Consider the following 12,837-nt stretch of genomic DNA (forward strand, 5'->3'; position numbering starts at 1 on the left):
AACACATATATTCTGCCATTACTCCCCCAATAAACGATTAAGCACTGTCATTCCAGTGACACGCAGCAAGCACATCCCTGTGTGCTCGACGGTGATATATATCTGCTGCACACGGAAGTGCGAATGCCGCGATCACATGGTCAATTATGCTCCCGACATCATAGCGACATTTCCCATATCCTTATGGGTCAGATGTGAAAGAGCGGCCATGCCGCCACGCCAGTGGTCACTTACATGCCAGTGCTTAATCTTGGCAATCCTTACCGTAATCTGCCCCCTTCATACAAGCGTACACGCTGTAAATTTAACAACTAGTGGTTCGTTAATTCGCCTAAAATCATCCGTGCCCAAGGTATCGGGGCAGCAGTAAAAATATGCCGCAATACTGCGTATAGCTCAGCTGTAGGCATAATGGTTGCAGGCCGCTTGTATTGAAAGGTTAAGTTGGTAAGATGTTGTTCATAAAGTAAATCAAAGCTTTGTTGTTCGTGAATATCCATGATGAGACTCCTAGGTTTGCGACCGAAGCAGGTCGCGTCTAGCAAGTATTTAGGATGAGGGGCAAAAGGATGGTTTTATCTTGCTCCTTCCGCAAAGCGGCTTCGTTCAACAAACGCCTCAAGAGGGACTGTCAACGCGTAGCGTTTCCAGTCCCAATGAGCCTCGGGGGGGGGGTAGTTTAGTAGTTGTGCGTTACCAGCCCTTTAGGTGGGCGTTAGCAATCACAGAGTTTATGTCGGCAGCTACAAAAGATTAGAATTTAAAAGGGCTTAAAAATTGAAATTGATCACATCCATGACGGCTATAGAGGCTCAGGCTTTTTTACTCAAGCACAAGAGTTACTGTAATTTCCCATTACCTCCGTATTTTGATTTCACCACTCTCCTATCAGAAGTAAAGAACCATCTTGCAAGTAAGCAGAATGGTTTGAGTGACATTGGTTTAAAAGATGCTTCAGACTATGACGATGTGAACTATGTGTTACAGACTAACAAAGATGGTCATTATTCATGGAGACCATTTCAACTTATTCATCCTGCATTATATGTCCACCTAGTTTCTAAGATAACTGAAGAAGACAATTGGCAGCTAATTCAAGAAAGATTTGAGTTTTTTCAAGCTAATGAGAAAATATTAAATGCAGGAATTCCAAGAGAGGCTGGCGAGGATAGTGCTTCAGATACTGCGGAAGCTGTCAAAGGATGGTGGAATGATGTTGAACAACAATCGTTAATAAAAGCTCTTGAGTTCAAATACCTTTTCACTACTGACATTTCGAATTTTTACCCATCAATCTATACCCACTCGGTTTCTTGGGCTGTTCACACGAAACCAATTGCGAAAGAGCAACGAAATAGAAACCGAATGAGCTTAATTGGTGTCGCAATTGATAAAACTCTTCAGCACATGCAAAACGGCCAAACAAATGGCATACCTCAAGGCTCTGTTTTGATGGACTTTATTGCTGAATTGATCTTAGGTTATGCAGACTCTGAATTAACGTCAAAGTTAAACACCCTTGGTGTTGAGGATTACTATATTATTCGTTACCGAGACGACTACCGCGTATTTACAAACTCAAAAGAAGACAGCGAGACGATAGCAAGACAGATTACTCTAACTCTTCAAGAATTAGGGTTACAATTAAACGCATCTAAAACGAGCATTAGTGAAGATGTCATAATTAGTTCCATCAAAGAGGATAAAAGGGCTGCACTATCTACTTTTGGTAAGAGTCAGTGGGAAGCAACTATCCAAAAGTCATTGTTAAAGCTAGTTATGTTTTCTCGTAAGTACCCTAATTCAGGGCAAATTGATAAGCAGTTAGCTAGGCTAAGTAAAAGTTAGAGAGTAAAAATCAGCTTAAGGAAGATCCTAAGCCAATTATTAGTATCATTTCTGACATAATGCTAACTAACCCAAGATCATTTCCATCATGTGCATTAGTTTTAAGCAACACTCTAAAGTTTATCGAAGATGACGAAGAAAAGATTGAACTGTTAACTAAGATAAAAAATAAGTTTAGGTCTGTACTTGGAACGGGGGTATTAGACATATGGTTACAGCGTATATCTTACCCAATTCAACCTGATTTACAATTCAATGAGGCTCTATGCAACATTGTAGCGAATGTTCCTAATATCAATTTATGGGAGTCTTCGTGGATTAGCGAAGAAGCATTTAAGACAGGGGCTTTAGCTACACCAATAGTTAATAGAAACACTCTGAATAGTTGTGAACCTATCATAAGTGAAGACGAGGTTGTCCTTTTCCCTTACGATTTTGACTTTGATGATGAGTTGGAAGAAATCGAGCTATAGATTGCTAACCTAAATTATCGGAATGCTCTAATTGTAAATAACAGACTATCAGGTATAGCAAAGCCTTAACTGGATTAAGCACTGTCATGGAAGTGGCCGTTGGCGGCATGGAGGCCGCCGTCGAGCCTATAGGGACATATTCACGGCGTGTCACTGAAATGACTGTGCTTAATCAATATTCCCAGCACTAAAGAACGGTACTGTCTTTATAAAAAATCCCCGCATTAGGGGGATTTATAAACTATCAAAGACGACTAAAACTCACCGATTAAACACACTTCTCATCCGATTTATCATCGGAAGAAAGCGCTCGGCTAATACTGCCGAAGATCGCGGTTAAAATCCCAATGCCCACATCCATCTGCCGGGCATTGCTATCATCACCGCTGGCCTCGCGTTGACTCTGATTGCCTGCTGTACCTCGCACAAAATCACAACTGGTATTGCTCATATTGGAGGAGGCGCAACCACTTAAGATCAGAATCAAACCGCCAATCAATAAACGTGAACTCACTGAGCGCAAACTCACACTGCGTAACATCCTTATACGCGAAACTGACATATTAGTTCAGCACCTCTTCTAGGGCGCGCAAACAGAGCGCGACATTCTCACGACGGGCACCAAAGCCCATTAAACCGATGCGCCAAGCTTTACCCGCTAGAGCACCAAGACCGGCACCGATTTCAAGGTTGTAATCCTTGAGTAGACGCGCACGCACGGCGGCATCATCAACGCCTTCAGGGATATAAATGGCATTTAGCTGCGGCAAGCGCGAAGCTTCAGCAACCACAAATTTCAGGCCGAGTTTTTCAAGACCGGCGCGCAGCACTAAATGCATGTCTTGATGACGCTTCCACGCATTTTCTAAACCTTCTTCGGCCAATAAACGCAGCGATTCGTGCAGGGCATAAAGTGCATTAACGGGCGCGGTATGGTGATAACTGCGCTTGCCACCGGCGCTCGTCCAATAGGCCATGACCAAACTTTGATCGAGGAACCAGCTCTGCACTGGCGTCTTACGGTTTTTAAGCTTTTCCACCGCATTGGGCGAGAAAGACACAGGCGATAAGCCCGGCACGCAGGAGAGACATTTCTGACTGCCTGAATAAATAGCATCGATTCCCCATTCATCGACTCTTAATTCCACGCCGCCGAGGGAAGTGACCGCATCAACAATCGATAAACAGCCGTATTGTTTTGCCAGCGCGCACAGGGTTTTAGCATCACTCAATGCACCTGTTGAGGTTTCGGCATGCACAAAGGCGAGGAATTTAGCATCGGGGTTGGCCTTAAGCGCCGCTTCAACGGCAGCAGGATCGACTGGCGTGCCCCACTCGTTATCCACCAGCACCGCAATCGCACCGACGCGCTCGACGTTTTGGCGCATACGCTCACCAAACACACCATTGCGGCACACAATCACCTTTTCGCCGGGTTCGACTAAGTTTACAAAACAGGTTTCCATGCCCGCACTGCCGGGGGCCGACACTGCCATCGTCATTTCATTTTTGGTCTGAAACGCATATTGGATCAGGCTCTTAAGCTCATCCATCATACCGACAAATAATGGATCTAGGTGACCAACGGTCGGCCTTGCCTGTGCGGCTAATACTTCAGGATAAACATCTGATGGACCTGGCCCCATCAAAATGCGGCGAGGCGGATTAAAGGCAGAAAAATGCGGTGCAGGTAACATCATGTCTCCTTAATGCGTAGGGTCGAGGTCTGATTATTGTGTGACTAGAGCATTCACTCTTAACTTGTTAAACCAAACTACCACAAAAAGGGGCGCCTGTGCGCCCCTCCTTTAGCCTAAGTTGTAACCTAAAGCTAAGTGATTACAAAGGCAGGTTCTTTTTTCCTTTTCCGGCATTCAAAAACAGCTGATAAGCAGGGCTTTGCGTCTCTTCTTGATAGACAAATCCCAGCTCAGTTAAAAACTGCTGAAACGGCAAGGCATCGCCCTCGGGCACTTCAAACCCCGCCAGCACTCGGCCAAAGGCCGCGCCGTGATTACGGTAATGGAATAAACTGATATTCCACTTGCTCTGCAGGGTAGTTAAAAACTTCAGCAGCGCACCGGGATGTTCGGGAAACTCGAAGCTAAATAGGCGCTCCTCTAACGGCTCTGGCGGATGACCACCGACCATATAACGCACATGCAATTTCGCGGTTTCGTCACCGGATAAGTCCTGCACCTCGAAGCCATTATCTTCTAAGGTATTGATGATCTGCTCTAATTCACCATGGCCTTTGGTCAGGCGAATACCCGCAAACACCACCGCCATATCGCGACTGCTAAAGCGATAGTTAAATTCGGTCATCACCCGCTTTTCGAGCAACTCACAAAAACGCAGGAAGCTGCCGGGACGCTCGGGCACTTTAACCGCCAACACAGCTTCTTTTTGCTCACCCAGCTCGCAGCGCTCCGACACATAACGCAGGCTGTGGAAGTTCACATTCGCGCCACTTAAAATCGCCGCGACTTTTTCACCCTTACCACTCTCGCCTGCGGCATTGGTACTGACATATTTTTTAAGCCCAGCTAAAGATAAGGCGCCAGCAGGTTCGGCAATGGCGCGGGTATCCTCAAAAATATCTTTTACAGCAGCGCAGATTTCGTCGGACGTTACCGTCACCACTTCATCCACAAACCACTTAGCTAAGCGAAATGGCTCAGTGCCGATACGTTTAACCGCGACCCCATCGGCAAACAAGCCGACTTGCGCAAGTGTGACAGGCTCGCCCGCCTCCATCGCCGCTTTTAAGCAGGCCGCATCTTCAGGCTCCACTCCAACAATTTTGACCTGTGGCATCACCGCCTTGTAATAGGCGGCAATCCCGGCAATTAATCCGCCGCCGCCCACGGGTACAAATACCACTTCAAGGTCGCGCTGCTGTTGCAGCATTTCTTGGGCGATAGTGCCTTGGCCGGCGATAACGGCTTCGTCATCGAAGGGGGCGATATACACCCGCCCTTCCTGCTGTGCCATCTCCATCGCAAAGCCATTGGCCTGATCGAAGGCTTGACCGTGCAACACCACGTTACCGCCCAAACGACGCACCGCATCGACTTTAATATCAGGCGTAGTTTCGGGCATAACAATCACTGCATCCACACCACGACTGGCCGCCGACATGGCCACGCCTTGGGCATGGTTGCCCGCCGAGGCGCACACCACGCCGCGTTGACATTCGGCTTGGCTTAACTGGGCGATACGGTTATAGGCGCCGCGCAGCTTGAAGGAATGCACAGGCTGCATATCCTCACGCTTTAAAAATACTTGGCAGCCCAAACGCGCAGAGAGTTTATTCAAGCTCGAGAGTGGCGTCACTTTCGCAACGTCATAAACCGACGACAGCAGGATTTTTTGCAGGTAGCTTTGCGCAAGCTGACTCTTTTCTAAGGCAGAAGTGCCCGGCTTCGACTGAGAGGCCTGCGCCTCAGCCTGCTCCGTTTGCGACGATGCGAGAGATAACATATCAGTCCTCCAACTTACTGCGATCGCGCACCGCGCCCTTGTCGGCACTGGTGGCAAGCATGGCGTAGGCTTTAAGTGCCATCGACACATAACGCTGACGCGAAAGTGGTTTCCACGCCATTGGTCCACGGGCGAGCATGGTTTCACGGCGCGCCGCTAACTCGGCATCACTCACCGCAAGCTTGATACTGCGCTTAGGAATATCGATTTCAATGCGATCGCCGTTTTCAATCAAGGCAATCGTGCCGCCCGCCGCCGCCTCAGGCGACACATGGCCGATGGATAAACCGGAAGTTCCACCAGAGAAACGTCCGTCGGTGATCAGCGCGCAGGCCTTGCCTAAGCCGCGGGATTTTAAGTAACTGGTGGGGTACAACATTTCTTGCATGCCTGGGCCGCCTTTTGGCCCTTCGTAACGAATCACCACCACATCACCCGCCACTACTTCGCCACCTAAAATGCCAGCGACTGCATCATCTTGGCTTTCGTACACCCGAGCACTGCCGATAAAGGTCAGGTTAGACTCATCCACACCGGCAGTTTTAACGATACAGCCATTGTCGGCCAGATTGCCCGATAACACGGCCAGACCGCCCTCTTGGCTGAAGGCAAACTCGCGGCTACGGATACAACCTTCTCGCCTGTCATCGTCCAGCGATGGCCAGCGGCAGTCTTGGCTAAAGGCTTTAGTGGTGGGAATGCCCGCAGGTCCCGCCATAAAGAATTGTTTTACTTTGTCATCTTGGGTTTGCATGACATCGTACTTGGCGAGCACCGACTTGAGATTGCCCCCCGCATCGGCGGCAACGTGTGGCACATCGGTATGCAGCAATCCGGCGCGGTCTAGCTCGCCTAAGATGCCCATCACACCACCGGCGCGGTGCACATCTTCCATATGGTAATTAGCGGTCGACGGCGCCACCTTACATAGGTGCGGCACTTGGCGCGACATACGGTCGATATCGTCCATAGTGAATGCCACGTCCGCCTCCTGCGCCGCAGCCAATAAGTGCAACACAGTATTAGACGAACCGCCCATGGCGATATCCAGCGCCATGGCGTTCTCAAAGGCTTTAAAGCTGGCGATATTGCGTGGCAGTGCCGAGGCATCATCTTGTTCGTAGTAACGTTTGGTCAGCGCCATTACGCGGCGGCCCGCTTCTAAAAACAGTTCGCGGCGATCGGCATGGGTCGCGAGCATGGAGCCGTTGCCCGGCAGCGACAGTCCTAAAGCTTCGGTTAAACAGTTCATCGAGTTAGCGGTAAACATGCCCGAACAGGAACCACATGTTGGGCAAGCACTGCGTTCGATTTTAGCGCTATCTTCGTCGCTCACACTCGAGTCTGCCGCCGCCACCATGGCATCGACTAAATCGAGTTTGATAAGCTTGTCCGACAGTTTGGTTTTACCCGCCTCCATCGGCCCGCCCGACACAAACACCACGGGAATATTGAGGCGCAGCGCCGCCATCAACATGCCGGGGGTGATTTTGTCGCAGTTAGAGATACAAACCAGCGCATCGGCGCAGTGGGCATTGACCATATACTCGACGCTATCGGCGATAAGCTCCCGCGAAGGCAGACTGTAGAGCATGCCATCGTGGCCCATGGCGATACCATCATCGACGGCGATGGTGTTGAATTCCTTGGCGATACCGCCCGCTTCTTCGATGGCGCCCGCCACCAGAGAACCCATATCCTTTAAATGCACATGGCCGGGAACAAACTGAGTAAAGGAGTTGGCAATTGCAATAATCGGCTTACCAAAATCATTGTCTTTCACCCCTGTGGCGCGCCATAGCGCACGGGCACCCGCCATATTGCGGCCTTCGGTACTGGTTGCTGAACGTAACTTTGGCATTGACTCTATCCCTTATCTCAAATCGAAAATCGTGCCCTTAGGGCATTGCTGCAGTGCTAATTCCCGCAGCCACTGGATGCTTATGCGTGTACTTTTTGCTGTTGCAAGTTTAGCGGTAACAAGACCTTGCATTGAGTGACATCAATCAATTTATTCAGTTGATTGCTGAGCAGCTCGATGGCGCGCTCGCTGTCCACTTCCATATCCAGCGACAGACTCGCATCGTCGTTCATCCGCATTTGCATTTGGGTGACCGTAAAACCACGGTGACGAGTCACACGTAGTACACGTTCTATCACTTCTGGGCGTTGTTGAACCGTTAATTCTAGGGAGTGGATCATGTTTGTTTCTCCATTTCGTCCATCATATCGCTGTTTGATGCGCCGGGGGGCACCAGTGGCCAAACGTTAAAAGCATCGTCGATTGCTACGTGTAACAAATAGGGGCCCTTAGCCGCTAACATTTCGGTTAAGGCCTCTTCCACTTCGTCGGAAGAGAAAATCGTGCGGCCAGGAATATCGAAGGCCGAAGCGAGTTGCACAAAATCGGGGTTGTCTGACAGATCGGTTTCGCTGTAGCGCTCTTCGAAGAATAGCTGTTGCCACTGCTTCACCATCCCCAGTTTTTGGTTGTCGATTAGTAGGATCTTCACCGGTAATTTGCGGCGCTTGATGGTGGTCAGCTCCTGCACGTTCATCATAAAAGAGCCATCACCAGACACTGTGACCACAGTTGCATCGGGGCGGGCGACTTGGGCGCCGATAGCGGCGGGTAAACCAAAGCCCATAGTGCCTAACCCTGCGCTGGATAAATGATCTTCAGGGCGACGGAACCACATATGTTGGGCGACCCACATTTGATGTTGGCCCACATCGCAGCACACTACGCTGTCTTCGGGCAGTTTGTTAGCAAGCCGGCGCAGCATGGCAGGAGCGTAGATTAAGCTGCCGGGATGTTGATAATCCCATTGATGTTTACGGGCAAGATGTTCAACTTCTGCTTGCCAAGGCGTGATGTTCAGTGCCATAGCTAAAGCAGGGAAAATCTGGCGTAAATCACCGGCGATGGCCACATCGGGCTGGCGCAATTTGCCCAGCTCGGCGGCGTCGATATCTAAATGAATGACTTTGGCCTTGTTGGCAAAAGTCGCTAAACGGCCTGTGACCCTGTCATCGAAGCGCGCACCGGCAACCACTAATAAATCACAATTCTGCACCGCTAGGTTGGCCGCCTTACCGCCGTGCATACCTAACATGCCTAAATAACCTGGAGTGCCATGGGCAATACTGCCTAAGCCTTTTAACGTCGCGACCGATGGCATACCCGTGGCTTTGATAAAATCCCGCAACTGATCGACCGCCCCCGCCATCCCCACACCGCCGCCCACGTACAGCATAGGTTGCTTTGCTGCTGCTAACAGGTCGCGTGCCGCCTCAATCTCACTGGCGCTCGCCTGTGGTTCATTGGTCACCGCCAGCAAGGGAGTGCGATATTCCAGTTGTGCGATTTGGATATCTTTAGGGATATCCACCAGCACTGGGCCGGGTCGACCCGATGCCGCGATTTCGAAGGCTTGATACAGGGTCGGGATCAGATCGTTTACATCCGTCACCATAAAACTGTGCTTAGTGCAGCTTAAGGACATGCCCAATACATCGATTTCTTGAAACGCATCGGTGCCAATAACTGCGGTAGAGACCTGACCCGTGATAGCGACAACAGGCACAGAATCCAATAACGCATCGGCAAGCGAAGTGATTAAGTTGGTCGCACCCGGGCCAGAGGTGGCAAAGCACACGCCGGTTTTACCACTGGCTCTGGCGTAACCTACGGCGGCAAAGGCGGCGCCTTGTTCGTGGCGGCTTAAGAGATGTTCGACAGGGCTTCCATAGAGGGCATCGTAGATTGGCATAATGGCACCACCTGGGTAACCAAATACTGTGGTAACACCATGTGCTGCCAACACTTTTATGACTGCGTCTGCGCCTCTAATCATCTGCCCTGGTTCCATATTCTCTCTCGCTACCTTGATCCTAAATTGCCGAAAATCGACTCGTAATTTGTGCTATTTCGAAACCTCATTTCCAAAACCTAGGGCCTGAAAACGAAGAACCCCCCGGTCCTTTCGGAGCGGGGGGTTCTTTCGAAACTTTTAACCTTTTAGGTCTACCAGTTTGCCATGCGCCGCCCCCGCTGTGATTTAATAATCACTACGGTAATAATCACGAGAATGAGCTTGGCAGCTTGGTTAAACATCAATATGGGTCCCTAATCGGTGTTCTGTATGTGTATCGCTGAAATTCTTATCGCTCCTCACTTTTAAGCCTGAGCGATGCTTGCTTTGGGAACCTTACCCCGCCGCGAGCTATTAGCTTTACCATAAAGCGACAGCCAAACACAATAAAAAATTATCTAATGTCAAAAAAATTCAGCTTCCCTGCCGAGACAATGCAAAACAACAAAGTGAAACGTTAACAAACGCGCGTTAGTGAACCTTATCGCCAACTAACCCATGTCGGTTTTGCCCGCTCGACAACCTACGAAGCAGGAATAAATTTGTCACGCCGAGCCCCACATCCTTAGGGGCCCAGCCTTTATCAATTAAGCTCCAACAATACTTTTCATATCAGTCATATAACCACGAAGTTCCGCACCGATATACTCAACTGAGGTGTGGCGAATCGCATCATTGATGGCGATTAACTGCAGGTTATCGACGTTGTTAGAACTGTCCTTCAGACCCGCACCTAAATACTCTGGCGACATGGCATTTACATAGTCACGCAGCATTGGCACTGCAGCATGGTTGAACAGATAACAACCGTATTCTGCGGTATCCGAGATCACCACGTTCATCTCGTACAGACGTTTACGGGCGATGGTGTTAGCGATCAGCGGCGTTTCGTGCAGTGATTCGTAATAGGCTGACTCTTCAACAATACCCGCCGACACCATAGTATCGAAGGCTAATTCGACACCGGCTTTGATCATCGCAACTAGGAAAATCCCCTTGTCGAAATAGGTTTGCTCGTCGATATACTCGCTCGAAACTGGGGCATTTTCGAAGCCCGTTTCTGCGGTTTCGGCGCGCCAACGCAGCAGATTAGCATCGTCATTGGCCCAGTCTTGCATCATAGTGCGGGAGAACTCGCCGCTGATGATGTCATCCATATGTTTTTCGAATAAGGGTTGCAGAATTTCTTTTAAATCTTCTGCAATTTCAAACGCTTTAATCTTGGCTGGATTAGACAGTCTATCCATCATGTTGGTGATACCGCCGTGCTTAAGCGCCTCGGTCACGGTTTCCCAACCTTGTTGGATTAACTTAGCGGCATAGCCAGGTTCAACACCATCGGCCACCATCTTGTCGTAACCTAAGATAGCGCCCGTCTGCAACATACCGCATAGAATGGTTTGCTCGCCCATCAGATCCGATTTTACTTCGGCGATAAAGGAAGATTGCAATACGCCAGCGCGGTCACCACCAGTGGCACTCGCATAGGCTTTGGCAATCTCTAAACCATCGCCATTAGGATCGTTTTCTGGGTGCACGGCAATCAGTGTTGGAACACCAAAACCACGCTTGTATTCTTCACGCACTTCAGTGCCAGGGCATTTAGGCGCCACCATCACCACTGTGATATCGGGGCGGATCTGCATGCCTTCTTCAACGATGTTAAAACCGTGGGAATAAGACAGCGTTGCACCCTGCTTCATCAGCGGCATCACAGCGCTAACCACATTGGAGTGCTGCTTATCGGGCGTTAAGTTCAGTACCAAATCCGCCGTTGGGATCAGCTCTTCAAAGGTGCCCACTTTAAAACCGTTGTCTGTGGCTTTTTGCCATGAGGCACGTTTTTGAGCAATGGCTTCTGGGCGCAGGGCGTAGGCAATATTCAGCCCCGAGTCACGCATGTTCAGACCTTGGTTAAGACCCTGAGCACCACAACCTAAAATAACAATATTCCAATCTTTGATGTAATTGCAGCCATCGCTGAATTCAGAACGGTCCATGAAACGACATTGGCCAAGCTGTGCTAATTGTTGACGTAAATTCAGAGAGTTAAAATAGTTAGCCATCTGAGATACCACCTTTCAGTCGGGAATTTGGGACTCAACCAATATCAACTTTTTGTTAATAACTGGTTGTGATTGAAATCACTATAACCTATGGCTATCGTTGCTTAAAATGATATATTCGAAACCTCACATTGCGTTTTATGCAATGTCATTTTCGGTTACAACAGCCTTGATAAGCGGCCAATAGGACGAGGTTATGGACATACGCACCCTCAAATTGTACCTGCACTTATGTGACAGTTTGCACTTCGCCAAGACGGCGGAGCAGATGCACGTCAGTCCCTCGACCTTAAGTCGCGCCTTGCAGCGGCTCGAAGAAGAAGTGAACGCCAAGTTATTCGAACGGGATAATCGCAGCGTGACCTTAACCCATGCGGGGCGCGAGTTTAAATTGTTCGCCGAGCAGACCCTGCACCATTGGCGCAACCTGCGACACAGTATCGATCTTAAACAGGATGTACTGCGCGGCACCTTAAATCTCTATTGCTCAGTAACTGCCGCCTACAGCCATTTACCGCAATTGCTGGAACGTTTTCGGCAGGAGCATCCCTTTGTTGAGATAGCCCTGACCACAGGGGATGCCGCCAATGCACTGGCCGAAGTGCAACAAAATCGCGCCGACATTGCCATTGCCGCGCTGCCGGATCCCTTTCCTGTCACCTTGCATTTCGCCAAGATTGACGATGTGCCTTTGTCCTTAATCGCGCCAACCATGCGCTGCTCGGTGCAGCAACAGATAAGCCAAGCCCCCATCGACTGGTCGCGGGTGCCTTTTATCATTCCCGACCACGGACCGGGAAGACGCCGAGCCGATCATTGGTTCAAACAGATGGGAATCAGCCCCAATATTTATGCGCAGGTGTCGGGGCAGGAAGCGATTGCGTCCATGGTGGCGCTCGGATGTGGCGTGAGTATCACTCCAGAGGTAGTGATCAATAACAGCCCAGTGCGGGATAGGATCCAGCTATTAGCCTCCCCCGTGAGCATTGCCCCCTTCGAGCTGGGTTGTTGTTGCAAGGTCAAACGCTTGGACGATCCGATAGTGAATGCGTTTTTAGAAGCGATCTAAATTTTAGTTGCGATATAAAAAAC

10 protein-coding genes are annotated in these 12,837 nt (G+C 49.6%); 2 read left to right on the plus strand and 8 right to left on the minus strand.

Going from position 1 to position 12,837, the window contains the following annotated elements; translation table 11 throughout:
- Positions 1-311 precede the first annotated feature (311 nt).
- Positions 312-500 (minus strand): hypothetical protein, encoded by a 189-nt coding sequence (locus ACUZ8J_RS19385; protein ID WP_446694683.1) that lies wholly within the window; start codon positions 498-500, stop codon positions 312-314.
- A gap of 277 nt (positions 501-777) precedes the next feature.
- Between ACUZ8J_RS19385 and ACUZ8J_RS19390 the strand changes: the two genes are divergently transcribed.
- Positions 778-1,848, plus strand: coding sequence for an RNA-directed DNA polymerase (locus ACUZ8J_RS19390; RefSeq protein ID WP_446694684.1), 1,071 nt, complete (start codon positions 778-780; stop codon positions 1,846-1,848).
- A 741-nt stretch (positions 1,849-2,589) separates the two neighbouring features.
- On the opposite strand, the gene ACUZ8J_RS19395 is transcribed toward ACUZ8J_RS19390, so the two are convergent.
- The 7 genes from ACUZ8J_RS19395 to ilvC all read right to left on the minus strand — a co-directional run bounded on the left by ACUZ8J_RS19395 (position 2,590) and on the right by ilvC (position 11,745).
- On the minus strand, positions 2,590-2,850 hold the full coding sequence (locus ACUZ8J_RS19395; RefSeq protein WP_239000481.1) for a hypothetical protein: 261 nt from the start codon (positions 2,848-2,850) through the stop codon (positions 2,590-2,592).
- Between the two features lie 34 nt (positions 2,851-2,884).
- Positions 2,885-4,018: a pyridoxal-phosphate-dependent aminotransferase family protein gene (locus ACUZ8J_RS19400; RefSeq protein ID WP_086903194.1), complete on the minus strand. Its 1,134-nt coding sequence runs from the start codon at positions 4,016-4,018 to the stop codon at positions 2,885-2,887.
- Between the two features lie 142 nt (positions 4,019-4,160).
- Positions 4,161-5,804 carry a threonine ammonia-lyase, biosynthetic gene (gene ilvA, locus ACUZ8J_RS19405; protein WP_446694685.1) on the minus strand — a complete coding sequence of 548 codons (1,644 nt, stop codon included), beginning with the start codon at positions 5,802-5,804 and terminating at the stop codon, positions 4,161-4,163.
- A 1-nt stretch (position 5,805) separates the two neighbouring features.
- The gene (gene ilvD, locus ACUZ8J_RS19410; RefSeq protein WP_446694686.1) at positions 5,806-7,665 is read right to left on the minus strand and encodes a dihydroxy-acid dehydratase; all 1,860 of its coding nucleotides are present in this window, start codon (positions 7,663-7,665) and stop codon (positions 5,806-5,808) included.
- An 80-nt stretch (positions 7,666-7,745) separates the two neighbouring features.
- Complete coding sequence (ilvM, locus tag ACUZ8J_RS19415; protein WP_011621169.1) at positions 7,746-8,006, minus strand: acetolactate synthase 2 small subunit; 261 nt, start codon at positions 8,004-8,006, stop codon at positions 7,746-7,748.
- On the minus strand, positions 8,003-9,676 hold the full coding sequence (gene ilvG, locus ACUZ8J_RS19420; protein WP_446694687.1) for an acetolactate synthase 2 catalytic subunit: 1,674 nt from the start codon (positions 9,674-9,676) through the stop codon (positions 8,003-8,005). Before ilvG ends, ilvM begins: the two co-directional genes overlap by 4 nt.
- A gap of 590 nt (positions 9,677-10,266) precedes the next feature.
- Complete coding sequence (gene ilvC / locus ACUZ8J_RS19425; protein ID WP_446694688.1) at positions 10,267-11,745, minus strand: ketol-acid reductoisomerase; 1,479 nt, start codon at positions 11,743-11,745, stop codon at positions 10,267-10,269.
- Between the two features lie 196 nt (positions 11,746-11,941).
- Here ilvC and ilvY point away from each other — a divergent pair, with 196 nt between their 5' ends.
- Positions 11,942-12,814 (plus strand): HTH-type transcriptional activator IlvY, encoded by an 873-nt coding sequence (gene ilvY, locus ACUZ8J_RS19430; protein WP_446694689.1) that lies wholly within the window; start codon positions 11,942-11,944, stop codon positions 12,812-12,814.
- Positions 12,815-12,837: the final 23 nt, after the last annotated feature.

The sequence above is a fragment of the Shewanella sp. Koi 1 genome (assembly GCF_052907445.1).